General features: G+C 30.8%; 24 protein-coding genes. 18 read left to right on the top strand and 6 right to left on the bottom strand.

All coding sequences use genetic code 11. The annotated features are described in order from the left end of the window. The first annotated feature begins 17 nt into the window (after positions 1-17). The 4 genes from pgeF to GFV00_RS01135 all read left to right on the top strand — a co-directional run bounded on the left by pgeF (position 18) and on the right by GFV00_RS01135 (position 5,355). Positions 18-806 carry a peptidoglycan editing factor PgeF gene (gene pgeF / locus GFV00_RS01150; protein WP_160556647.1) on the top strand — a complete coding sequence of 263 codons (789 nt, stop codon included), beginning with the start codon at positions 18-20 and terminating at the stop codon, positions 804-806. A gap of 52 nt (positions 807-858) precedes the next feature. Beyond that, positions 859-1,563, top strand: a complete 705-nt coding sequence (locus tag GFV00_RS01145) for a hypothetical protein (protein WP_160556648.1) — start codon at positions 859-861, stop codon at positions 1,561-1,563. 299 nt (positions 1,564-1,862) lie between these two features. Beyond that, positions 1,863-3,464 (top strand): BamA/TamA family outer membrane protein, encoded by a 1,602-nt coding sequence (locus GFV00_RS01140; protein ID WP_160556649.1) that lies wholly within the window; start codon positions 1,863-1,865, stop codon positions 3,462-3,464. A 49-nt stretch (positions 3,465-3,513) separates the two neighbouring features. Continuing rightward, positions 3,514-5,355 carry an ABC transporter ATP-binding protein gene (locus GFV00_RS01135; RefSeq protein WP_160542097.1) on the top strand — a complete coding sequence of 614 codons (1,842 nt, stop codon included), beginning with the start codon at positions 3,514-3,516 and terminating at the stop codon, positions 5,353-5,355. A 91-nt stretch (positions 5,356-5,446) separates the two neighbouring features. On the opposite strand, the gene GFV00_RS01130 is transcribed toward GFV00_RS01135, so the two are convergent. Continuing rightward, positions 5,447-5,839, bottom strand: coding sequence for a Spy/CpxP family protein refolding chaperone (locus GFV00_RS01130; protein ID WP_160556650.1), 393 nt, complete (start codon positions 5,837-5,839; stop codon positions 5,447-5,449). A 317-nt stretch (positions 5,840-6,156) separates the two neighbouring features. On the opposite strand from GFV00_RS01130, the gene GFV00_RS01125 reads away from it, so the two are divergent. The 9 genes from GFV00_RS01125 (at position 6,157) to GFV00_RS01090 (ending at position 13,153) form a co-directional block, all read left to right on the top strand. Then, positions 6,157-6,933, top strand: a complete 777-nt coding sequence (locus GFV00_RS01125) for a ParA family protein (RefSeq protein ID WP_160542095.1) — start codon at positions 6,157-6,159, stop codon at positions 6,931-6,933. A 3-nt stretch (positions 6,934-6,936) separates the two neighbouring features. Continuing rightward, positions 6,937-7,821, top strand: a complete 885-nt coding sequence (locus GFV00_RS01120) for a ParB/RepB/Spo0J family partition protein (RefSeq protein WP_105297598.1) — start codon at positions 6,937-6,939, stop codon at positions 7,819-7,821. Further along, a complete protein-coding gene (locus GFV00_RS01115) occupies positions 7,818-8,417 on the top strand; it encodes a DUF5683 domain-containing protein (protein WP_160556651.1) in 600 nt (199 codons plus the stop codon). The genes GFV00_RS01120 and GFV00_RS01115 overlap by 4 nt, the downstream gene beginning before the upstream one ends. A 36-nt stretch (positions 8,418-8,453) precedes the next feature. Next, a complete protein-coding gene (dapB, locus tag GFV00_RS01110) occupies positions 8,454-9,155 on the top strand; it encodes a 4-hydroxy-tetrahydrodipicolinate reductase (protein WP_160556652.1) in 702 nt (233 codons plus the stop codon). A 64-nt stretch (positions 9,156-9,219) separates the two neighbouring features. Next, entirely contained in the window at positions 9,220-10,830 is a 1,611-nt protein-coding gene (lepB, locus tag GFV00_RS01105) for a signal peptidase I (RefSeq protein WP_160556653.1), read from the top strand. Positions 10,831-10,840: 10 nt separating this feature from the next. After that, positions 10,841-12,022: an aminopeptidase C gene (locus GFV00_RS01100; protein ID WP_160556654.1), complete on the top strand. Its 1,182-nt coding sequence runs from the start codon at positions 10,841-10,843 to the stop codon at positions 12,020-12,022. Between the two features lie 4 nt (positions 12,023-12,026). Next, on the top strand, positions 12,027-12,209 hold the full coding sequence (locus GFV00_RS09850; RefSeq protein ID WP_306433998.1) for a hypothetical protein: 183 nt from the start codon (positions 12,027-12,029) through the stop codon (positions 12,207-12,209). A gap of 7 nt (positions 12,210-12,216) precedes the next feature. Then, the gene (locus tag GFV00_RS09845) at positions 12,217-12,402 is read left to right on the top strand and encodes a hypothetical protein (protein ID WP_306433999.1); all 186 of its coding nucleotides are present in this window, start codon (positions 12,217-12,219) and stop codon (positions 12,400-12,402) included. 244 nt (positions 12,403-12,646) lie between these two features. After that, positions 12,647-13,153 (top strand): GIY-YIG nuclease family protein, encoded by a 507-nt coding sequence (locus GFV00_RS01090; RefSeq protein ID WP_160556655.1) that lies wholly within the window; start codon positions 12,647-12,649, stop codon positions 13,151-13,153. 491 nt (positions 13,154-13,644) lie between these two features. Here the strand turns inward: GFV00_RS01090 and GFV00_RS01085 are convergent, their stop codons facing one another. Then, positions 13,645-14,313: a hypothetical protein gene (locus GFV00_RS01085; protein ID WP_160556656.1), complete on the bottom strand. Its 669-nt coding sequence runs from the start codon at positions 14,311-14,313 to the stop codon at positions 13,645-13,647. 430 nt (positions 14,314-14,743) lie between these two features. Between GFV00_RS01085 and GFV00_RS01080 the strand changes: the two genes are divergently transcribed. Both GFV00_RS01080 and GFV00_RS01075 read left to right on the top strand, forming a co-directional pair. Beyond that, positions 14,744-15,790 (top strand): alpha/beta hydrolase, encoded by a 1,047-nt coding sequence (locus GFV00_RS01080; RefSeq protein WP_160556657.1) that lies wholly within the window; start codon positions 14,744-14,746, stop codon positions 15,788-15,790. A gap of 146 nt (positions 15,791-15,936) precedes the next feature. Then, positions 15,937-16,536: a nitroreductase family protein gene (locus tag GFV00_RS01075; RefSeq protein WP_160556658.1), complete on the top strand. Its 600-nt coding sequence runs from the start codon at positions 15,937-15,939 to the stop codon at positions 16,534-16,536. 123 nt (positions 16,537-16,659) lie between these two features. Here the strand turns inward: GFV00_RS01075 and GFV00_RS01070 are convergent, their stop codons facing one another. Beyond that, a complete protein-coding gene (locus tag GFV00_RS01070; protein WP_160556659.1) occupies positions 16,660-17,172 on the bottom strand; it encodes a GNAT family N-acetyltransferase in 513 nt (170 codons plus the stop codon). A 177-nt stretch (positions 17,173-17,349) separates the two neighbouring features. Here GFV00_RS01070 and GFV00_RS01065 point away from each other — a divergent pair, with 177 nt between their 5' ends. Both GFV00_RS01065 and GFV00_RS01060 read left to right on the top strand, forming a co-directional pair. Further along, a complete protein-coding gene (locus GFV00_RS01065; protein ID WP_160556660.1) occupies positions 17,350-17,688 on the top strand; it encodes a translation initiation factor in 339 nt (112 codons plus the stop codon). A 40-nt stretch (positions 17,689-17,728) separates the two neighbouring features. Next, positions 17,729-18,616: a nucleoside phosphorylase gene (locus GFV00_RS01060; protein WP_160556661.1), complete on the top strand. Its 888-nt coding sequence runs from the start codon at positions 17,729-17,731 to the stop codon at positions 18,614-18,616. A 69-nt stretch (positions 18,617-18,685) separates the two neighbouring features. Here the strand turns inward: GFV00_RS01060 and GFV00_RS01055 are convergent, their stop codons facing one another. Both GFV00_RS01055 and GFV00_RS01050 read right to left on the bottom strand, forming a co-directional pair. After that, entirely contained in the window at positions 18,686-20,167 is a 1,482-nt protein-coding gene (locus GFV00_RS01055; RefSeq protein WP_160556662.1) for an amino acid permease, read from the bottom strand. Between the two features lie 333 nt (positions 20,168-20,500). Continuing rightward, positions 20,501-20,947, bottom strand: coding sequence for a GNAT family N-acetyltransferase (locus GFV00_RS01050; RefSeq protein ID WP_160556663.1), 447 nt, complete (start codon positions 20,945-20,947; stop codon positions 20,501-20,503). Between the two features lie 282 nt (positions 20,948-21,229). Between GFV00_RS01050 and htpG the strand changes: the two genes are divergently transcribed. Further along, on the top strand, positions 21,230-23,113 hold the full coding sequence (gene htpG / locus GFV00_RS01045) for a molecular chaperone HtpG (protein WP_160556664.1): 1,884 nt from the start codon (positions 21,230-21,232) through the stop codon (positions 23,111-23,113). 178 nt (positions 23,114-23,291) lie between these two features. On the opposite strand, the gene GFV00_RS01040 is transcribed toward htpG, so the two are convergent. After that, a complete protein-coding gene (locus GFV00_RS01040; protein WP_160556665.1) occupies positions 23,292-23,996 on the bottom strand; it encodes a DUF4197 family protein in 705 nt (234 codons plus the stop codon). Positions 23,997-23,999 lie beyond the last annotated feature (3 nt).

Raw genomic sequence — 23,999 nt, 5'->3', positions numbered from 1 at the left:
TATTCTCTTTTAACTATATGAATCTCCTGACATTTGATAATTTATCTGCATACAGAGAATTAACCCATTTTACAACTACAATCGAAGGAGGAGTAAGTGTCGGGAAGTATGCATCATTCAATTTAGGAACTACTTCCGGGGATGATCCGAAAAATGTGATTGAAAACAGAAAAAGACTCTGTAATGAGATAGGTATTTCAACCCATAATTTATATATACCTGTTCAAACTCACAGCAATCACGTGTTACTTATTGATCGAAATTTTTTAGATTTAACAAGTGATAAACAATCTGAAATTCTTCAAAATAAAGATGCTTTACTGACTCAAGAAAAGGGAATTTGCATAGGAATAACTACAGCCGATTGTGTACCTATAATACTTTATGATCCTTTAACCCACACTTTGGCAGCCATTCATGCAGGATGGAGAGGAACCGCTAGCAAAATTGCTTTAAAAACTCTGTCGGAAATGGTACATAATTTTAATTGCAAACCTGAAAATATCAGAGTAGGAATTGGTCCGTGCATTTGCGCGAATTGTTTTGAAGTAGGAGATCATGTCATTGAAGATTTTATTAAAGAAGGATTTGATAGTAATCTAATTAGTTTTAAAAATAAAGAAACCCGAAAATATCATATTGATCTTAGAAAAGCAAATCAGTTGCTACTGAAACAAGCAGGTTGCCTCGCTCAACATATAGAAATAAAAAATTTATGTACGGTTACTCAACCTAATTTATTTTTTTCGGCAAGAAGGCAAACCATAAATTCCGGTAGAATGATAACCGGTGGTATTTTACGTTAATTTTTTATGAATTTATTAAAATATTATATAATTTTGTTAATAAATTTATAAAATGGATAAAAATATATCAGATAAACAAAATATAGGAAATACTATTGATAATATCGATAAAAAAGATAATGACCAAAAGAAGAAAAAAAATTCAGGATCTTTAAAGTATTTTTTAGTTACCCTATTAGTGTTAGTCTTAGTAGGTTTAGGATTTTATTACCATATTATCCAAGAGATATTTTACAGCTTTCTTTCAATAATTTTTATTGTAATTGTTTTGGCTCTGGGCTTGGGATGGGAATATTGGGTGTACACTCATTTCACTACCGATGAATTTACGCTCATTAATAAAGAACAAAACAATACTTCTGATTCTTGGAAAAACATGGAAGAAGAATTTAAATTATGGATAGCAAGTTCTGAACAAAAAATAAAGCAAGTAAGACAATTATCATTGCTTAACTATATGACAGCTATTGGATTGTTTATAATTTCCGTCCTTGTTTTATTAGTTAATTGGATCTATGATGAAAATCCATCACCTTCCGCCTATCAACAATTTAATCCCGCGCTTGCATTGGCTATTATTTTACTTATTTTTTCAATACTATTTATGCTTCTTCATTGTATCAATCAAAAAGATAGTATAAAAAAACAAGAAAAGCTGGATCATACCATCCAATGGATTCTATCACTTAAAACAGCCCATACTATAGGTAAAGAGCATATGTTAGAAATTATTAACTCAAATAACCTTAAATCTTAAAATTTTGATATATAACTACTTACATTTTATTTCAAATTTTAGTTAATAAAAAAATTTACAAACTATTTTACAATCTATTTAAAGGAAATGCATACATAACTATAATTAATTAGAAAGTATATAAGTATTTATATAGTTTATTACATGACGATTATACTAAAATATCTGTAATTTTCCCATTAATAGCATCATTTACATTGATGCCTACAAAAAACTAAAGAATTTTATTAAATAAAAATATAAAATAATTTAGTTTTAAATTTGTACCTTACCATTGAGCTTTTTTGTTAGTATAACTCATGAAATTTAAGCTGCTCTATATTTATATAATTATTTTACCCATTTTGCTTCATGGCCAAGTAGAAAAAAATTTCATTAAGATATATAATAATCAAAAACTTTGGTTTTCAAAAACCTATTCAGAAAATAAAGTAGGTTCAATTTTGGATTCTTTAGTAGATCTAGGTTTTTATACCTTAAAACTGGATTCTTTAAAAAAAGATAAAAAAGAAACCTTAGTTTATATTAACAGAGGAAAATTTTACAAAAAAGTATGGGTACAATTAGACTCTCTTTCACAAGCGGCAATTACTAACAAAAATTATTTTCAAACAGATAATATTGATTCTTTAGCAGGAGTAATCCATTATTATTATATAAAAAAAGGATATGCATTTAACCAAGTCCACACAAAATTATCCCTTGCAAATGAACCATTAGAAGCATCCATACATGTTGAACTTCATAAAAAAAGACTCATCAATTCATTTGTTTTAAACGGATATACCAAAATCCCTCGAGGAATAATAAAAGAATTAGAATATGGATTTCTTGGTAAAACCTATACAGACGAGCGACTTAAAGAAATTTCAGCTATGTTACAAGGAACAGCATTTATAACTGAAGAAAAAAATCCGCAAGTATTATTCACTCCCGATTCCACCAAGATTTATTTATATTTGAAAAAAAGAAAAGCCAGTTCATTGGACGGCATGGTAGGCTTTGGAAATGACGAAAAAGGTAAATTCAAAGTCAACGGTCAATTGCAACTTTCTTTAGGCAATGTATTGAATTCATTTGAAACCATTAACTTAAATTGGCTATCCACACCGGATAAATCTCAAAACTTTGAAGTTCAAGTCAACGTGCCCTATCTTTTTAAATCTAAATTCGGATCAGAAACATCGTTAACTATATTTAAACAAGACAGCACCTATGCAACCATTCGCCTAAATGAACATATATATTATCAATACACCGTAAATCAACGGTTAGGTATAGAAGGATTATATGAAAACTCACGATATGTATCGGAATTAGATAATAATAACAACTTTTCCAAAACAGGATTAGGCATAAGTTATCAATACAAAGAAAGAAATGAAAACGAAATTTTAGGTCCTAAAAATTTATACTCCATAAAAGGAATTGCATATAGGAATATACCGGAAGATCGAAAAAATTTAACTGAATATAATGTAAGTGCTTCCATTGAAAAATTAATAAAATTATCTGCTTCTCATTATCTAAAACCGAAAATAAATGCTTCAACCTTACTTTCGGATACGTTGACAGTAAATGAATTATTTAAAATCGGTGGTTTGAAAACTATTCGCGGTTTCAATGAACAATCCATTTATGCCAATGCGTATATCATAGGAAGTTTAGAATACAGATACGTTCCGTTTGAAGAACTGTATTTAAGTTTATTTACAGATGTTGCATGTGTTGAGAATAAAAATCAAAATACAAGACCCTTTTTATTGGGAACCGGATTAGGAATTAGCTTTTTAACACGTTTCGGGATTTTTTCATTGAACTATGCCGTTGGCAAATACGATTCTGAACCTGTAAATTTTTCAGATTCTAAAATTCATATTGGAATACAAGCTACTTTTTGACAAAAAAGAATCGAATTTTTGTTTACCTTTGTATTAATCTCAAGGTAGCATGAAATCATTAAAAAAAATACTAAAAAAATTTGCCTCTCCCTACAGAAAAGAATTTATATTAGGAATTCTATTTAACGTTCTATATTCTTTATTTTCAATAGTTTCCGTTTTTTCCATTATGCCCATTTTGGAAATGCTTTTAGGAGGAAAAAATCAAATTTTAATTGAACAAACAAAAAAAGAAATGCAAGCCTCAACGGGTATGATGGCTGAGCTGAAATATAAATTTTATGTATTTTTAGATCATTCCCTAGAAGGAACCAATCCTAAAACGATTTTAGCTTATCTTTGTGTTACTGTTATAGTTTTATTTTTATTTAGAAATATTTTCAGATATTTAGCTCAATATTTTATTGTACTGTTACGAAGCGGAGTTTCCAAAGATTTGCGGGTTGCTATGTATGATAAAATCCTTACGCTTCCGGTTTCATATTTCACTGATCGAAAAAAAGGGGATATTATGATACGACTTTCCGGAGATGTAGGAGAGGTGGAAGGCAATATTTTAACTTCTATTTTAGAGCTTTGGAGAACGCCTTTTTCCATTCTTTTTACTCTTATTGCTTTGATCACCATCAGCCCTTCGTTAACTTTAATAGCATTTATTGTTCTGCCTTTTATGGCGTGGATTATTTCCGCAATTGGAAAAAGTTTGAAAAAAGATGCTAAAAAGGGATTAGCCGAATCGGGTAATGTACTTTCAGTAATTGATGAAACGCTAAACGGAACTAAAATAATCAAAATTTTCAATGCCGAAGAATCCATGAAAAACAGATTTATGAATAGCGTTCTTAATCTCAGAAGGCTATCCATAAATATGATGAAAAAATATGAACTTGCTTCGCCTTCTTCAGAATTTTTAGGTTCTGTTGCCATGATTTTTATTACCTGGTACGGCGGAGTTCTTATTTTAGACGGTGAAGGTTTAAATCTTCCTTCCTTTTTAGTCTATATAGCTCTATTTTTTCAATTATTGGAACCGGCCAAAACCTTATCAACTTCCATCACGAATTTACATAAAGGTACGGCCTCTACAGATCGCTTGGTGGAAACATTAGAAACCAGCATACAGATTTACGAACCGGAACATGCCATAGAATTATCCGAAATAAAAGAAGGAATTCAACTGAAAAATATTAATTTCCAATATGTTGACGGACATCCCATTCTTCAAGATGTAAATTTATTTATACCTAAAGGCAAAACAATAGCAGTAGTGGGACAGAGCGGTAGCGGTAAAACTACTTTAGCCAATTTAATTGCACGGTTTTATGACGTAGACAGCGGCGTGATCTATGTGGATGGTCATGATTTAAGAGATTTAAATTTAAAAGTTTACCGTAAATTACTGGGCATGGTTACCCAAGAATCCATATTATTCAATGATACCATTGCCAATAATATTAAATTAAGCAATCCAAATGCATCGATGCATGAAGTTATAGAAGCTGCTAAAGTTGCCAATGCACTGGAATTCATTGAGCAAATGCCGGAAGGTTTCGAAACAACCATTGGTGAAGGAGGCGGAAAATTATCGGGTGGACAAAAACAAAGAATTGCTATCGCCAGAGCTATATTGAAAAATCCACCTATCATGATTTTAGATGAAGCAACCTCTGCCTTAGATACTCAAAGTGAACGATTGGTACAAGATGCTTTAGATAATCTTATGTCTAACAGAACATCCCTGGTTATTGCTCATAGATTATCAACCATTGTCAATGCAGATATGATTGTGGTGATGGATAAAGGAAAAATAATGGAACAAGGAACTCATGCTGAATTATTGGAGAAAAATGGTATTTATAAAAAATTAATTGACATGCAAAATTTTTCTTAACTTTTTGATAATAATATTTATACTATAAAATTAAAAAGAGCTTCTATTAGATAGAAGCTCTTTTTAATTGAAATAAGAATTGTATTATATACTATTTTCTCAAGGAATGAAATTTATTACCCTGTTTATGTAAATGCTTTTTATTATGCATATCCTCTTTAATTTTCTTAAGCTTTTGTCTTTGTTCTTCAGTAAAAACTTTATTTATTTCAGATTTTTTATCTTCCTTTAATTGATGAATTTGTTGACGCAATTCTTCTGACTTTTTCCTCAACTCATCTTCACGGCTTTTATATTTATCCTCAATTAAATTAATCTTTTTAATTTGATCTTCCGTTAAATTAAGTTCTTTAGCCATCCTATCCCTCATCTCTTTCACTTTTTCTTCTTTTTTAACATGATCCTTAGGATCCTCACATTTAGATTGTGTAAAAGCAAAAGTAGAGGAAAATACTAATGCTCCTACAAAAATTATTTTTTTCATATAACTTTAGATTTACAACTTTATTGACAAAGCATATTTTAAAAGGTTTAATTTAAAGTTATATATTCTAAACTATTTTTTTAATATATAATAAAGAGCAACCTTTTTTACTTGTAATACTTTTGCGATGAATGTTTAAAACCAAATAAAATTAAAATAAAGTTCAAAGTAAAATAATTAAATTAGAGAGAAAAAACAGCATAATAATACAAAAAAAATAGTCAATAACCTGCTATAAATCCCTCTAATGTTGATAATTTTTTCTGAATATACCGTTTAAAAATTGTATTTTTACAGCTTGAAATTTTATTATACTGATGGGAAAAATTATTGCTATAGCTAATCAAAAAGGAGGAGTTGGAAAGACCACCACAGCCGTAAATTTGGCTGCGGCCATAGGGGTGCTTGAAAAAAAAGTTTTACTCATCGATGCAGACCCTCAGGCAAATGCCAGTTCCGGATTAGGTATTAATATCGAAGAAGTAGAATATGGTACCTATGAAGTGTTGGAACACAGTGCTTCTGCCAAAGATGCCATACAACCTTCTACTTCCCCAAATGTGGAATTAATACCGGCTCATATAGATCTTGTTGCTGCCGAAATTGAATTGGTTGACAAGGTTAATAGAGAATACATGTTAAAAGAAGCTTTAAAAGATATAAAAGATGAATATGACTTCATAATCATTGATTGTGCCCCGTCATTAGGATTAATTACTTTAAATGCTTTAACTGCTGCCGATTCTGTGATAATTCCCATCCAATGTGAATATTTCGCCTTAGAAGGTTTAGGAAAACTACTTAATACGATAAACAGCGTGCAAAAACTGCACAATCCGGATCTAACTATTGAAGGGTTATTATTAACTATGTATGATGCCCGTTTACGTTTATCGAACCAAGTGGTAGAAGAAGTCAAAACTCATTTTCCGGATATGGTGTTTGACAGTCTCATACAAAGAAATGTGCGATTAAGTGAGGCTCCGAGTTTTGGCGAATCCATATTAAAATATGATGCAGAAAGCAAAGGTGCTATAAACTATATCTTACTTGCTGAAGAAGTATTAAATAAAAACAAGGCTGAAGTTAAATAAATTATGGCTATAGACAAAAAAAGAGCTATGGGTAGAGGTCTATCCGCAATCTTAAGTGAGAATTCTAAAAAAGTTAATTCTGCCGAAGAAAAAGGAGCAGAAGAATTAGTAGGTAACATTTTGGAGATTTCACTTGATGATATCATAACCAATCCCAATCAACCTAGAACTAATTTTGATCAAAAAGCATTAGATGAATTATCTATTTCTATTAAACAGTTAGGATTAATACAACCAATAACCGTTCGTAAAAATGGAGACAAATTCGATTTAATTTCGGGAGAAAGGAGATATCGCGCTTCCAAACAGGCCGGTTTAAAAAAATTACCTGCTTTTGTTCGATTAGCTAATGATCAGGAACTTTTAGAAATGGCTTTAGTTGAAAATATTCAACGAAAAGATCTGGATCCTATCGAAATTGCCTTAAGCTTTGAAAAATTAATTGAAGAAATCAATATAACTCAAGAAAACTTGAGTAACAGAGTAGGGAAGGACAGAAGCACCATAACCAATTATTTAAGACTTTTAAAACTTTCTCCGATTATCCAAACTGGAATCCGAGACGGGATAATTTCCATGGGACATGGAAGAGCGCTCATATCCTTGGAAGAGCAAGAGAAACAATTATTTGTATATGAAAAAATTGTACGAGAACAATTATCCGTAAGACAAACCGAAAGTTTCATTCGAACCTTTAAAAATCCTAAAAGCAAAAAAGTTTCCAAAGAAAAAGAATTACCCAATCATTTAAAAAAGGGTTTGAAAAATTTTGAGGATTATTTCGAAACAACTATTGAAATAAAGGCTACAGAAAAAGGAAAAGGAAAAATTATCATTAATTTTGATTCCACGGAAGAATTTGAAAGAATTCAGAAATTATTAGAATGATACGAAAGAAAATATTGGTTATACTTTCATTATTTCTTACTTGTTTTATTTTAGCGCAAAATCAAGAAACAAACCATGCCACCATTAGTGATGATGGCGTTATAATACGCAATATTAATCATACAGATTCTCTAACTCAAACGATGTTAAGAAGCCCTCTGAAAGCTTCTTTATACTCTGCCATACTTCCCGGTTTAGGACAATTGTACAATAAAAAATATATTAAAGCTCCTATTGTGCTAGGGGTTATTGGTGCGGGGATTGGTTTTATAAAATATTACGACAATCGATATAATAAATATCACAAAGCCTATTTAGCGGAACTTAGCGGACAAAAGCATCGATTTTCAGATGTAGCTGGGATTAGTCCTAAAGTTTTAGCTAACGCTCAAGATTCGGAAAGGAGAAACAGGGATTATGCGATTGTGCTGACTTCTCTGGCTTATCTTTTAAATATTGTTGATGCCACTGTTGATGCTCATCTTTCAATATTCGACAAAGATAAAGATCTTGCCGTACGACCCGTTATTATGGAAGACGCCGATACCTGGTATACTAATCAAAAAGTAGGACTTTCATTTTGCTTGTCTTTTTAAAATGATTAATGTTTATAAAAAATAATATATATTCTTATGAAAATAGCTTTAGTAGGTTATGGTAAAATGGGTAAGGCCATTGAAGAAATAGCTAAAAATCATAATCACGAAATTGTAGCCCGATTAGAAGAAAAACCAACTCAAAAAAATTTAAATGGTGCGGATGTAGCTATTGAATTTTCAACTCCTTCTACTGCTTATGAAAATGTAATTGCTTGTTTAGAATTGGGTATACCTGTTGTTTGTGGAACAACTGCCTGGTTAGATAAGCTTCCTCAAGTAAAAGAATATTGCGCAAAGCATAACGGGGGATTTATTTATTCTTCCAATTACAGTTTAGGCGTTAATTTATTTTTCGAAATAAATAAAAGAGCGGCTGAAATTATGCAGAAGTTCCGGGAATATACAGTTCACATTGAAGAAATTCATCATACAGAAAAAAAAGACGCACCCAGTGGTACTGCCATAACGCTTGCCGATGAAATCATACCGATTTATGGTTTTGACGGATGGAATTTATCCTATAAAACCAATAATAATTTATTGGGAATTGAAGCTAAGAGAGTTCATGATGTTCCCGGAACACATACTGTGATTTATAATTCGCCTATAGACGATATCGAACTGAAACATGTAGCCCATTCTAGAAAAGGATTTGCTATGGGAGCATTAATTGCAGCCCAATGGCTTATCGGAAAAAAAGGGGTATTCACCATGAAAGATGTATTAGGCTTTTAGATAAAAACTATTTTATTTTAGTCTACTAAATAACTAAATATTAAAAAGATTTAAAGATTATCTCATGCATTATTTAACTTATTATTTACTATTCGCTTTACTTTCAAATATATTTTATTTCCTGACTGCTTGGAAATTATTTCAAAAAGCAGGTAGAAAAGCATGGGAATCCTTAGTTCCTTTTTATAATATTTTAGTTACTTTAAAAATTATTCATCGACCTTGGTGGTGGTTTATTATAGTATTTATCCCGATTGTCGGTCCAATTATGGGAGCCATTATATTAGTAGATTTTATAAGACATTACAATCGTCGTTCATACTTAGATGCCGTTTTAGTTTTATTCTTCTCATTTATTTTTTTAGCATATATAAACTATTCACCTGAAACACAATACAGTGGTAAACAAGAACGAAAAGAAACATTTATATCTGCCGTATTGTTTGCCGTTATATTTGCCACAGTCATCCATGCTTTTGTCATTCAACCGTTTACCATTCCAACAGCTTCAATGGAAAGAACCTTGCTGGTAGGAGATTTCCTTTTTGTCAGTAAGTTGAATTACGGAATAAGAATTCCGATGACTCCGGTAGCGTTGCCTTTTTTACAAAATAAAATTCCGTTGGGAAACAATCAACAGCCTCAAAATCAAATAAATTCTTATGTGGATAAAATTCGTTTGCCGTATATGAGACTTCCCGGTTGGACTAAGGTTAACAGATATGATATTGTTGTTTTTAATTATCCTACAGATTCTTTGCATACTGCCATAGATAGGAAAGATCCTTATGTTAAGCGCTGTGTGGGTTTACCGGGAGATAAAATTCAATTGATTGATGGAAATTTATTTATCAATGGAAAACCCGAAGAAATAAAAAAAGATGAAGAACAACAAAGAGACTATTTAGTATATACAACCCAAGCCGGAATCAGTCAAAGAAAAATTGAAGATCTATTGGGTTATGCCACGTATCAAGAAGGAATGAACGAACAGGGTAATACTATTTATTATTTCAAAGGGCTTACCCAAGAAAATGCAAACAAAATAAAAAATTTTGATACTGTAGATTCTATTCAGATTTTATATGCAAATAAAGGAGAGGAGGGCATCCATTATAGAGATATAGCAAAAACAAAAATTGATACAACTAATTCCATTTTTCCCCTTCATAGTGGTTGGAACGGCTCTCAATATGGACCTATCATGATACCTAAAAAAGGGGATGTTATTACGTTGACCCGTCAAAATATAAATCAATATAGAAGAATCATTAAAAATTATGAATATAATGATTTAAAGGAAAAGGAGGGCAAATTTTACATTAATGGTAAGGAAACCAACACCTATACCATCCAACAAAATTATTATTGGATGATGGGGGACAACCGAGATAATTCTTTGGATAGCCGATATTTCGGATACGTACCGGAAGATCACATTATAGGAACTCCTATTTTTACCTGGTTAAGCATTCAAGGTCTATTTGAAAACGATCCTTTCGGACATCCTGCCAAATTCAAAATAAGATGGGATAGAATGTTTCGTACCGTTAACACAAATGTTCCGCTTAAAGATAAAACTAATTATATACCTGTATTTATCTTATTGTTAGGAGGATATTTTGCATACGATTACTTTAACAAAAAGAAAAAGAAAGCAAACGATAAAAAATAATTATCAAATTATGAAGAAAACCATCTTTTTTGTAATGGCATTATGGATCTTACCTTCAATAAGTTATGCTCAAGATGATTTAATCAATAAAATTAAAGATAATAAGACAACCCATACCGATTTTCAGTTTACCATCATAAAACAGCTGGATAATACTTCCGTAAAAAATCAAGGATCCTCAGGGACTTGCTGGAGTTATGCAGGAAATTCTTTTTTAGAATCTGAAATATATAAAAAACATCATCGGGTATTAGATATAGCAGAAATATACACTGCGAGAAAAACCTATGAGGATAAAGCCAAAAATTATATTTTAATGGACGGTTACGTTAATTATGGTGATGGGGGTTCTTTACATGATGTTATTAATATGTACAAAAAATATGGAATGGTTCCTCAAGAAGCGTATACCGGACTAATTAATGGTGCAATAAAGAATAATTTCAGTAAAATGCAGCAAGAACTTAAAGAGTATTTAGATACGGTAAAATCTCAAAAAGCACCTATTAATACCCAATGGACGCAAAATTTTTCATCTATTTTAGATAAATACATTGGAAAAGTTCCTGAAACATTTATTTATAAGGGTAAAGAATATACACCTAAAACATTTGCAGAAGAAATTGTTGATTTAGATCCAAAGGATTATATAGAAATTTCATCTTTTAAAGATTACGAATATTATACACTATTTTATCCGCCATTACCTGATAATTGGAGTGGAGACAAAATGTACAATGTTCCCATGAAGGAATTGACTGAAATTATAGATCATGCTTTATCAACGGGATATACGATTGGATGGGCCAGCGATGTTAGCGAGCCGTATTTCAGTTGGAAAAATGGTATCGCTTATGTTCCCGATACGAATATTTATTCCATTTCTTCCGAAGAAAAAGCAAATTTATTCAATTATCCCAAGCCGGAAAAGGTTATCACTGAAGAATTGCGTCAGGAAGCCTTTAACAATAAAACTACAACAGATGATCATGCCATGCATATAGTGGGCTTGGCTAAAGACCAAAACGGAAAGGAATATTATTTAGTTAAAAATTCTTGGGGAATTAGTAATGATTATCAAGGATATTTATACGTCACAAAAAATTACGTACAATTCAAATCCACCGCAATTTTAGTAAACAAAAAAGCCATTCCTAAAAAAATTTATAAAAAACTAAACCTTAAGAATTAATACAATGAATTTTTCAATTCAACCCAATTTAGAAAATGATTATGTACAAATATTACCCTTAGAAATCAACGATTTTGAAGGTTTGTATCAGGTAGCAAAAGATAAAAAAATCTGGGAACAACATCCTTATCGGATATACTTTTATAGCAGTGAAATACTGGGGAACAGGTATAAATTCTTCAATTAAAAAATTGATGATTGATTATATTTTCCAATATGTTGACAAAATTTATTTTCATATAGGTTCTACAAACTTTAGATCACAAAAAGCTATAGCTAAAATAAATGCAATCAAAACGTCTAAGGAAATCACAGTTATCGATGGAAACAGTTCCTATATTAATTATTTGTATGAACTAAAAAAAGAAAATTGGAGATAGAATCGATAAACTTAAATAACAGTATTAAATATTCTATTTAACATAATATAAATTATAGGACAATATATGCAACCGCACTTTGCCAACGCTTATTTGTAACCGTTACTTTTGAAGTGGGATAACATCGTTTAAATATCCTCAAAGACAATTTCATTATATAATTATATTTATTTATGTTTGCAAATAGTTGGCTTTTAAAAACAGGAAGATAGCCTGTAAACACCACTATTTTATGAATATTATCATGACAAAAGAAGACATCAATCAATATTTAAGCATGCTTGAGGATGAATTGTTGAACAATTCAGAGCAAATTCCTATTAAATTAAGCAGATCATGGGCTGGTCAGTTTCCTGATGAAGCTGCAGTATATATTTTCAGGGAAGATGATATGTTTTGTTATGTTGGCGAAACTGGTAGTTTGAGAGGCAGGATGAATGATATTCTGAATACAAAAAATCATACTGTCAGAAGAAATTTAGGAAGCTCACATTTTGCAGAACATCCCAACTTTGAAAAAGCAAGCTCCCGCAAAAGTTTTCCTGATGATATTGAAGTTCTTTTAAATGAATTTATCACAAAACATTTGAAGCTATCATACATCTTAGTTGATTTAGGAAGAAAGGAATTGGAAGAAAAACTTTATGACAAATTTCAGCCCTGTTATAACTTAAAAGGAAAAAGAGGGAGTAAAAAAACTTATACCAAAGCAGAGAAGCAACAGGCTCATAAAAACGCTTATGAACGTTGATCAACAGAAGATGACGAAAATCTACTGCTCATTAAAACAGTATTATGCGGCTTCGACGCTAATCAAAGAACTCAAGCCCACCCACCATCCAAATATTTGTTTGAGTTATATTCTATTTTGCTGGTTAAGGCACATTGTGGCGCACACTTTCCGCTACTATCCCTCACGCATTGCCACCGCACAAAAGGCAAAATTTTAAAGGGCGTCTATTGTAACATAATGTAAACATTATAGGAAATTTAAATATTTCAAAATTAAAGATTCATTCATACCATTTAAAAAACTTTCAGCTTTTATAATATATATTGCTGGGAAAAAAGCATTGTATGAATTTGTTTAAGATTAATTTTTTGTAAATAAAAGTCTGATATTTTTTATATCAGACTTAAAATTAATTTTTAAATTTTTAACTGAAATTATTTAAATAAAATTTATAAAACTATAATCATTTTTTTTGTATTTTAATTAATATTATAATTTAATCCTATCATTTACATCAATTCGCTTCCATCTGTATAAACAATTTTGTTAACTGTAAAATTGAATATTAAATCGTCAAAATTTGAATTAACCAATTTCAGGTCATTAATATCATTTTCTGCATTAAAACTCATCGTTCCTTTATATGTCCCATAAGGCTTAATTCTTTTATCAGTAAAACTTTTCATATAGCCATCTCCAATTTCATCTCCTAAAGCATTGTAAATATGAAAACCGAATTTGATAGCTTTAATTTCTTTATCCGAATTGTTATGTATAGTATATTTAAATATATGATAAGAATTAAATTGATAATCATTAATATTAGCAGGTTTATGATTATAATCATTAATAGATATATTTAAAGCTTTATTTACTTTATCTTCTTCATTTTCATCATCGTTATTAATTTTATCTTGTAAAAACTGTTCATCCATTTCAGCAAATTTTTTAGCATCTTCTAAAATTTGATGATATGTTTTACCTGTTAAATCATGTTTTAAATTTGAATTCCTTAACCATTCCTTAAGAATATTTTTATCCTCTTGGTTCATATTCTCAATCTTTTCGATAGCAATTATATCTCTATCTAAATTTATTGCATTATATTCTCTTTCCAAAGGATTCGAGCAAGAAATTAATGCAAATGAAAATAAAAAAATTGTAAAATTTTTATTCATAGTATTAAATTTTATATTATCTTGCAAATATAACAAAAATCTAAATATTTTATCTAATATTTAAATTCCACAGAAATTATTTAATCATATTTTCAAAAAAATTATATTGATATAAAAAATAATATATAATTAAATCTATCAATATTAAATTGACGGCTATTTTAGAATTAAATGATTACAATTTTATACTCATTGCATTAAAAATATACCCGTTATCAAAAATTAAAAATTTCAATTACATAAACTTGATAAATATATTTCGTTTCTAAAGTTGAGCCTTACAGAATATTAAAATGAACCGTACAACAAAATAAAAAAAGAAATCCCATTATATTTTTACTTGAAAATAATAAATATCATTCAAACCATACAATTATATCATTAATAAGGTTGAAATAATGATTTTATTAACACCATCAATCCTCAACGAATGAAAAAAATAATCCTATTACTGGCAATGAACCTAGATATTTGGGCAGCAGGTCAGCAAAATAAACATCAAGTAGAAATGAATCAGACAAAACAAACCGAACATTACACATTTTCGTTAAGCGATAGGGTCACAAGACAGAAAGTTAAATTTAAAAATCGCTACGGAATTACTCTTATCGGAGATTTATATATCTCTAAAAAACACATTAACACCCCCCTACCCGCACTTGCTGTGTGTGGACCTTTTGGAGCCGTTAAAGAACAAGCTTCGGGATTGTATGCCAATCAAATGGCAGAACGAGGTTTTATTGCTTTGGCTTTTGATCCTTCTTATACAGGAGAAAGCGGCGGGGAACCTCGCAATGTAGCATCTCCCGATATTAATACTGAAGATTTTAGTGCAGCCGTTGATTTTCTGGGAATTCAAAAAATTGTAGATAAAAATAAAATTGGAATTATTGGTATTTGCGGATGGGCAGGATTTGCCCTAAACGCTGTGGCGGTGGACAAACGGGTAAAAGCAGTTGCCACAACAAGTATGTATGATATGTCCCGGGTGATGTCCAAAGGATATTTTGATAAAATGACTTTAGAAGAACGAACCAACATTTTAAAGCAATTGAGTGAGCAACGATGGAAGGATGCAGAAGATGGCATATTTCATGCAGGCCCATTATTAAATCCTGTAAAATTAAATGGGGATGAACCGCAATTTGTAAAAGATTATTACGATTACTATCGAACACCCAGAGGCTTTCATGAACGTTCTTTGAATTCAACGGGAGCTTGGAATGCTACCAATCCCCTCTCCTTTATGAATATGCCTATCTTAACCTATATTAAAGAAATATCTCCCCGACCAATATTATTAATTGCCGGAGAAAATGCACATTCACGATATTTCAGTGAAGATGCCTATCAATCGGCTTCAGAACCTAAAGAATTACTACTAATTCCAAATGCTGTTCATGTGGATATATATGATAACGTAACAATCATTCCTTTTGATACATTGGAACGATTTTTTAAAGAGCATTTAAAATAATGCTAAATAAAATTTTTTGTTATTGTAAGATTTTTAACAAATAGTAAAAAATACCTCTGTACTAACCCTAATATTTTATTAATTCGTCATATCTTCATAACTTAGTAACAGAATAAATAATTATTTAAATTTTAAAAATAGAAAATATGGATTTTTTGGAATTAGCAAAAACCAGGTATACTACTAAATTATACGATCCCACTAAAAAAGTTTCTGAAGAAAATATTCAAAAATTAAAAGAAATCTTGAGGCTTAGTCCCTCTTCCATCGACAGCCAACCTTGGAAATTTTATTTTATATCAGATCCGTCACTTAAAGATCAATTAGCGGGAGCTTCTGAATTTAATTCACAAAAAATAAAAGATTGCAGCCATATCATAGTGTTTACTGCTCTGGATAATGTCAAAAAATTTGAAGAGGAAATGCCTAATTATTTGCCTGAAGGCAGCATGGCTTATTACAATCAAGTACTGAAACCGCAATCAGAATTTGAAATAAAATCTTGGTTTCAAAAACAAATATATCTATCCTTAGGATTCTTTTTAAGTGCCTGTGCCGCCTTAGGTATTGACAGTACTCCCATGGAAGGAATTGAACCTAAAAAATATAATGAAATATTGAAACTCAACGATTATACAACCCTTTTTGCTGTAGCCATTGGATATAGAAATCCGGATGACAATAATCAACCTTCTAAAACTCCAAAATCCAGATTGGAAATGGACAAGATTATAAAATCAATATAGTAGAATAAAAAGTTTAAAAAAAATACTATTTAATGTTTAAATAGTATTTTTTTTGTTTATATGCTTCAACGTATTTAATTCAAGCTATTTTTTAAATAAATGATACTTGATCAAATACGTATATTAAAATTCCAATTTCATCATAAGATCCGTTTGCTTATCTTCTCCTAATACAAAAAAATGCGTATCAAAAACCTTGAGTCCATTTTTCTGATAAAATTTTATAGCCTTAGTGTTTTTCTCCCAAACTCCTAACCAAACATAGGTGCATTTTCTTTCTTTAGCTATGGCAATGGCTTGATTAAATAATTGTTGTCCAATAAATTGTTTTTGAAAATCCCTAAGAACATATATCCGTTCAATTTCCATTCCCTCATTTTCTTTAATTTCCGTTTGAGCTTCTCCAAAATTAATTTTAAAATAACCTACAGGATTTTGATCGATTTCGGCAAAATAAAATTCAGAATTGGAATCAGCTAACTCGGATTTCAATTGATCTGAATTTACATGTTCCTCCAAATAACGATCCATATTTTCCTGGGTATTTGAACTTCCAAAAGTTTCAACAAACGTTTTATAACTTATATGAACCAGTGATTCTATATCTCTTTCACTTATTTTTCGTATCTCTAGCATTTTACCTGAATTCTATTAAATTCAAAATTAAACTAAAATTACTTTTCATACACGATCGTATAGATTTTTTATCAATTGAAACAATTCCTTATAATAATTTCAAACTATGTGTAAGTAAAATCTATTCCTTACAATAAAAAATTACTAATTTCGTAATTGTATATATAAAGCAACACCATGGATTTGCAAGATCAGCTTAAGAAACTATTTCAGAATCATCAGTTTGAAGAACCTGAAGAATCATCTTCCACCCCTGAAATAGAATTATTTATGCAGGATGAACCTATTATTTGTAAATATGAAAAAAAAGGGAGAAATGGAAAGCCCGTTACTATCTTGGAGAATTATAATGGAGCAGATGAAGATTTAAAACAACTTGCTAAAGAACTAAAATCCCAATTAGGTGTGGGCGGATCTGCCAAAGACGGAATTATTGTTATTCAGGGAAATTATCGAGATAAAATAATGGATATTTTAAAAGAAAAAGGATTTTCCGTAAAACGAGTGGGCGGATAAATTAAAGATATCAAATTTAAAAAAATTAGCTTTACAAACAATGGCTTCTAAATTATCAAATTCAGAATTAGTATTAAATCCCGACGGGAGTATTTATCATTGCAATATCAAACCCGAAGAGCTGGCAGATACCATTATACTGGTTGGAGATCCGGAACGTGTACCTAAAGTGTCTCAATATTTCGATTCCGTTGAAGTTACGTCTCAAAAACGAGAAATTGTTACTCACACGGGAACACTTAACGGAAAAAGGCTTACTGTAATATCCACAGGTATGGGTACCGATAATATTGATATCGTTTTGAATGAGTTGGATGCTCTTGCCAATATTGACTTAGTTAATAAGAAAATTAAATCTACCCCTACCCGACTTACTTTTGTTCGATTAGGAACCTCCGGTTCTTTACAGTCCGATATTCCGGTAGATACGATGGTTGCCTCATCTAAAGGATTAGGATTTGACGGTTTAATGAGCTTTTACGCAAATACTGAAAATTTTTACACCAATGAAATTGCAGAAGCGTTTACATCGCAAACCCACTGGAATAAAAAAAGAGCAGTTCCTTATGTTGTAGACGGCTCTCAAGAATTACTGGACCTTATGTGTGAAAATTCAGCCGTCATAGCCGGTATTACTGCAACCGCTATTGGTTTTTACGGTCCTCAGGGAAGAATTTTACGTTTGGACTTAGATGATGAAAAGATGAACGAAAAACTTAATCGATTCAAATATAAAAATCACAGAATCACCAATTTTGAAATGGAAACTTCAGCCATTTACGGTTTATCTCAATTGATGGGTCATCGTGCTTTATCATTAAACACTATTGTAGCTAACCGTTATGCAGGTACTTTTAGTAAAGATCCTTATTCCTCTGTAGATAAAATGATACAATATGCTTTAGAAAAGCTTACAAGTTCTAATTAATTTAAAAAAATTAATTAGAACCCAAATCTATTTTCTTAATCATTGTATGGTTGAAAATATAATAACCCACTAAATTAAGCTGTAAATTCTCCAGAGAAAATAGGCTAAAAATATAATTAATAAGATCCATTTATATTTAGGAAATCTATAGCAGAAATACAGTACAAACAACCATACAGGAATCAGCTCAATAGATAATTCCATACCGGTAAACCACATAATGGGTAAAATTCCAACTAAGAAAATCAAACAAATAATATTTCCCAGCGGAAACCATAAAGAAGGAAATTTAGTTTTAAACACTCCTTCTTTATTTTTACTTCTTTTAAAATAAAAATGGGTTAAACTGATGATTATCCAATTGATGATTAAAGAAGAAACTACTAACGACATTAAATAATTGAGAGCTTCTTTCGGCATTACTTTGTTTACAATAACACAAACAGCAGCAAATAAGGCGGAAACCAATATAGCCATTACCGGTACATGATTGGCATTCAGTTTCGATAAAAATTTAGGAGCATTTCCTTGTACGGACAAACCATATAACATTCTACTGTTACTGTACACGCTGCTATTATAAACAGATAGGGCTGCAGTTAAAACCACTACATTCAGAACATTTGCAATAATGCTTGTAAAATAGAAAGTATGACCTAATAATGTAAAACTAAAACCGTTAAGGGTATCAAAAACAGTTACAAACGGACTACTACCAGTTGTTATTTCTCTCCAAGGAGAAAGTGAAAATAAGATCAGTAAAGCTCCGGTATAAAAAATAAGGATTCTGTATATTACCTGATTCGTTGCTTTAGGGATAGTTACTTCAGGATTTTCTGCTTCCGAAGCAGTGATCCCGATCAGCTCCAACCCTCCGAAAGAAAACATAATGAAAGCCATTGCGGCAAGTAATCCTTGATAACCTCCTGCTCCATCTGAATTAAATAAGCCTTTAGGAAAAAATCCACCGTCATTCCATAAATTAGTTATGGATGCTTTAGGGCCTCCCGAACCACTTATCAAAAGATAGCTTCCAAAAACAATCATAGCAATGATTGCAATAACTTTTATGATTGAAAACCAAAATTCTGCTTCTCCGTAAATCTTTACATTAGCCAGGTTAATTAAATTAATAACCACAAAAAAGAATAAACTAGATACCCATAGTGGAATTTCAGGCCACCAAAAATGTACATACGTTCCTATGGCGGTTAATTCCGTCATGCTTACTAACGTGTATAACAACCAATAGTTCCAACCGGAAGCAAAACCTGCAAAAGGCCCCCAATATTTGTTGGCAAAATGGCTAAAACTTCCCGATACCGGTTCTTCAACCACCATTTCTCCCAATTGCCTCATAATCATAAATGCTATAAATCCGGCAATGGTATAACCTAAAATAACGGATGGTCCTGCCATGACAGCAGCCGGTCCGATTCCTAAAAATAAACCGGTACCTATGGAGCCGCCTAAAGCGATAAGTTGTATATGTCGATTAGATAATCCTCTTTTTAATTCTTTCTTTGTTCTATCAGACTTTAAATTCTTCAAAATTAATTCTTTACAGTTAGTAATTTAGTATTAGTATAAAAAATTGTAATTATTTTTGCTCTATTTTCAAATAATATATAATTTCAGATAAAATTTATCTTATTTTATACGGAATTTAATAAATTTTACAAATATAATGAAATTCGAAAAATAACTGTTTTTTTAATTATATATATCTGTTAAAATCTTACATTTTCGATAAATCTATTCCTAAATTAACAATGATTTTTTACCAAATCACAACTAAAACTAAAGATTCAACACTAAAAAATGTAAATTATATACTTTGCTGTATAAAATAAACCAATTGATACATTTTTTTAACGCTTGAAACTATAAATCAATACTGCAATTGATCCATTCTGCATCAAATTTTGCATTATACTTTTTATAAAATTCTATCGCCGTTTCGTTCCATTCCAATACCTGCCATACCATCCCGTTTAATTGTTTATCTTTAGTTTCTTTGATCACAGCCTCAAAAAGTTGACTTCCTATTCCCTTTCCTCTCCAATCAGGGCATACATAAAGATCTTCAAGATACAGGCGTTGCCCCTTCCATGTCGAATATCTCACATAGTATAATGCAAAACCTATAAGGGTTTTAGATTTCTCATCTTCAGCTACCAACGCCCACCAAACGGGATGATCTCCAAATCCGCTTTCTTCAAAATGGGATAGATTTACGGTAACTTCCTCCGGTGCTTTTTCAAAATCGGCTAATTCTTGTACTAATTCCATTAATCTTTTACAATCTCCTTTAACTGCTTTTCTTATCATTTTATTTACATTTAAAATTAAGTTTATAAAAATTTTAATTTAAACTATTAAAGATAAAAAATTAAAATAAATTTATCTTATTTTAGAAAATAAAAAATTGGATAGTATATAGTAAATTCATTTGTGAATACATTTTTAAATAATGGAAATAAAAATTATCTATTGCTAATCCGCCTTTTACCTTTGTTTCCCGTCATTTTGTCATAAGATTTTCATTGGTACTTTTTTTGACTTTTAAAAATTAATTTTCATTAATAAATCGAAAAAAAATAAAAAAAATATATGGCAAAAGGAAATATTAATGTATCGGTTGAAAATATTTTTCCACTGATTAAAAAGTTTTTATATAACGATCACGAAATATTTTTACGTGAGCTGGTATCTAATGCTACCGATGCTACTTTAAAACTTAAACATTTATCGAATATTGGAGAAGCTAATGTTGAATACGGCAGTCCAATTATTGAAATTAAAATAAACAAAGAAGATAAAACCCTTCATATTATCGATCAAGGGATCGGTATGACAGAAGAAGAAGTACAGAAATATATTAATGAAGTAGCGTTTTCAGGAGCTGAAGACTTTATTTCTAAACACAAAGATGCTGAAAAAGAAGGCATTATAGGTCATTTCGGTTTAGGCTTCTATTCTGCTTTTATGGTTGCCGATAAAGTGGAAATCATAACTAAATCTTATACAGATGCTCCGGCCGTGCAATGGGTTTGCGACGGAAGTCCTCAATTCGATTTAGGTCCTGCAGATAAAAAAGATCGCGGTACTGAAATTATTTTACACATTGCCGAAGATTCTTCTGAATTTTTAGAAGACTACAAAATTCGCGAGCTGCTATTAAAATACAATCGATTCATGCCTATTCCGATTAAATTCGGAACTAAGGAAGAAATGTTACCGCTACCTGAGGGTGCTGATAAAGATGCCAAACCTGAAAAAGTAATTGTTGATGATATCATCAATAATCCTAATCCGGCATGGACAAAGTCTCCTTCTGAATTGAAAGATGAGGATTACAAAGCATTTTACCATGAGCTGTATCCGATGCAATTTGATGAACCTTTATTTTACATTCATTTGAATGTAGATTATCCGTTTCATTTAACCGGAATTTTATTCTTTCCTAAATTAGCCAATAACCTGAATTTAGATAAAGATAAAATCCAATTATACCAAAATCAAGTTTTTGTTACCGATGAGGTTAAAGGCATTGTTCCCGATTTCTTAATGTTATTGAGAGGGGTTATTGATTCTCCCGATATTCCGTTAAACGTTTCTCGTTCTTATTTACAAGCTGACGGCGCCGTTAAGAAAATTTCTTCTTACATCACCAAAAAAGTGGCTGATAAGATGGTTTCTTTAATTAATGAAAACCGCGAGGATTTTGAAAAGAAATGGAATGATATTAAAATAGTAATAGAATACGGAATGATTTCCGAAGAAAAATTCTATGAAAAATCAGATAAATTCGCGCTTTATCCTACGGTAGATTATGTATATTATACGTTCGACGAGTTAAAAGATAAGATTAAAGATCACCAAACCGACAAAGATGGTAAATTAGTGATCTTATATGCTACCAATTTAGATGAGCAAGATCAATACATTCAAACGGCTAAACAAAAAGGCTATGAAGTTTTATTATTGGATTCTCCAATAGTTCCTCATTTAATTCAAAAATTGGAAACTTCTAAAGAAAATATTTCTTTTGTACGAGTAGATGCAGATCATATTAACAATCTTATCAAGAAGGACGAAAACACCGTATCTGTTTTAACCGATGAAGAAAAAGAGACTCTTAAAAAAGAAATTGAGGAAAATGTAGATTCTAAAACGTATACTATTTCGTTAGAAAATTTAAGTAAGGATGACGCTCCTTTTATTTTGACTCAGCCGGAATTTATGAGAAGAATGAAAGATATGCAACAAGTGGGCGGTGGAATGTACGGCATGATGGGTAATTTCCCTGAATCTTATAATCTTGTCGTTAATACCAATAATCCTATTGCTTCCGAAATCTTAAAGAAGGAAAACAAAGACGAAAAAGCTTCCATTATTAAACAAGCTTTAGACTTAGCTAAACTTTCTCAAAATATATTAAAAGGTAAAGATCTTACTGATTTTATTAAGAGAAGTTACGAAATGATAAAGTAATAAATTATCTTTGATACATTAAAAGCCATTCTAATCAGAATGGCTTTTTTTAATTTTATTTTAATAAAACTTATTTTAGTTATCTAATCCTTTATTTTAACCATTTCTTTACTTTTTTCCGAATGACTAAAATTAAGTGATAGATACTGTTTAATTCAAAAATAGCTTTCTTATTAGCTTATTTAACTAACGATTTAATAAGATCTGTAGAAAGATTGGAATTTTTTACTTCATATTCTTCTGCTACTTGAAAAAATCCATTAACAATTTGACTAGTTGCGTACTTTGCAATCGAATTAGCTCCGTTTTCAGTTGTTGAAGCAGGGTTTCCCGTAATCATGGCTAAGGCATTTTGAATTGTTTTGTTGTTTAATGCAGAATTAACCAATGCGGTTACTCCACTGCTGTTTAATTCATTTTCAACCTCGGGTTGTATTGCTTCAAAAAGTTTCGCTTCCGTTTTCTTTTTCAAAAATTGAGTGGCTGCTCCCTTTCCTCCTGCAATAATTTTAGCAGCTTCTAAAGGCGTGATGTCTTTAATTGCAGAATTAATGATAGGCTTAAATAAATTAACCGAAGATTGAGCTGCTTTTCCGATGTTTTGCTTTTCACTTTCAACGATACTGGATAAGCCTAAGGTTTCGAGTTTCGTATTAATATCCTTAAGTTCATCTGGTAAGGCTTCTTCCATTTTTGTATTGATCAGAAATGAACCTGTATCTTTTAGTACGGAAAAACTTTCATTGGTACTTGCAGTTAGAATTTTTTTAACGGCATGTAAGGCGGCTAAATGATTGGTTGATCTTTTTTGACAGATACATAGTTGAAAACTCAATATAAAAATAAAAAGCAATCCAATTTTTGAATAAAATGTATAATTCATAAA

The sequence above is a fragment of the Apibacter sp. B3935 genome (genome assembly GCF_009827705.1).
Lineage (GTDB): Bacteria > Bacteroidota > Bacteroidia > Flavobacteriales > Weeksellaceae > Apibacter.
The sequence above is the reverse complement of the archived record's forward strand: the minus strand, read 5'-3'. Positions and strand labels throughout refer to the sequence as shown.

Bases quoted from the DNA above. Each gene is read 5' to 3' on its own strand.
- GFV00_RS01120 (WP_105297598.1), top strand. From the start codon at position 6,937: ATGGCTATAGACAAAAAAAGAGCTATGGGTAGAGGTCTATCCGCAATC.
- GFV00_RS01135 (WP_160542097.1), top strand. From the start codon at position 3,514: ATGAAATCATTAAAAAAAATACTAAAAAAATTTGCCTCTCCCTACAGA.
- pgeF (WP_160556647.1), top strand. From the start codon at position 18: ATGAATCTCCTGACATTTGATAATTTATCTGCATACAGAGAATTAACC.
- GFV00_RS01115 (WP_160556651.1), top strand. From the start codon at position 7,818: ATGATACGAAAGAAAATATTGGTTATACTTTCATTATTTCTTACTTGT.
- GFV00_RS01080 (WP_160556657.1), top strand. From the start codon at position 14,744: ATGAAAAAAATAATCCTATTACTGGCAATGAACCTAGATATTTGGGCA.
- GFV00_RS01130 (WP_160556650.1), bottom strand. From the start codon at position 5,839: ATGAAAAAAATAATTTTTGTAGGAGCATTAGTATTTTCCTCTACTTTT.
- GFV00_RS01050 (WP_160556663.1), bottom strand. From the start codon at position 20,947: ATGATAAGAAAAGCAGTTAAAGGAGATTGTAAAAGATTAATGGAATTA.
- GFV00_RS01060 (WP_160556661.1), top strand. From the start codon at position 17,729: ATGGCTTCTAAATTATCAAATTCAGAATTAGTATTAAATCCCGACGGG.
- GFV00_RS01075 (WP_160556658.1), top strand. From the start codon at position 15,937: ATGGATTTTTTGGAATTAGCAAAAACCAGGTATACTACTAAATTATAC.
- htpG (WP_160556664.1), top strand. From the start codon at position 21,230: ATGGCAAAAGGAAATATTAATGTATCGGTTGAAAATATTTTTCCACTG.
- GFV00_RS01100 (WP_160556654.1), top strand. From the start codon at position 10,841: ATGAAGAAAACCATCTTTTTTGTAATGGCATTATGGATCTTACCTTCA.
- GFV00_RS01140 (WP_160556649.1), top strand. From the start codon at position 1,863: ATGAAATTTAAGCTGCTCTATATTTATATAATTATTTTACCCATTTTG.
- GFV00_RS01145 (WP_160556648.1), top strand. From the start codon at position 859: ATGGATAAAAATATATCAGATAAACAAAATATAGGAAATACTATTGAT.
- lepB (WP_160556653.1), top strand. From the start codon at position 9,220: ATGCATTATTTAACTTATTATTTACTATTCGCTTTACTTTCAAATATA.
- GFV00_RS01065 (WP_160556660.1), top strand. From the start codon at position 17,350: ATGGATTTGCAAGATCAGCTTAAGAAACTATTTCAGAATCATCAGTTT.
- GFV00_RS01085 (WP_160556656.1), bottom strand. From the start codon at position 14,313: ATGAATAAAAATTTTACAATTTTTTTATTTTCATTTGCATTAATTTCT.
- GFV00_RS01040 (WP_160556665.1), bottom strand. From the start codon at position 23,996: ATGAATTATACATTTTATTCAAAAATTGGATTGCTTTTTATTTTTATA.
- GFV00_RS09850 (WP_306433998.1), top strand. From the start codon at position 12,027: ATGAATTTTTCAATTCAACCCAATTTAGAAAATGATTATGTACAAATA.
- GFV00_RS01125 (WP_160542095.1), top strand. From the start codon at position 6,157: ATGGGAAAAATTATTGCTATAGCTAATCAAAAAGGAGGAGTTGGAAAG.
- GFV00_RS09845 (WP_306433999.1), top strand. From the start codon at position 12,217: ATGATTGATTATATTTTCCAATATGTTGACAAAATTTATTTTCATATA.
- dapB (WP_160556652.1), top strand. From the start codon at position 8,454: ATGAAAATAGCTTTAGTAGGTTATGGTAAAATGGGTAAGGCCATTGAA.
- GFV00_RS01070 (WP_160556659.1), bottom strand. From the start codon at position 17,172: ATGCTAGAGATACGAAAAATAAGTGAAAGAGATATAGAATCACTGGTT.
- GFV00_RS01090 (WP_160556655.1), top strand. From the start codon at position 12,647: ATGACAAAAGAAGACATCAATCAATATTTAAGCATGCTTGAGGATGAA.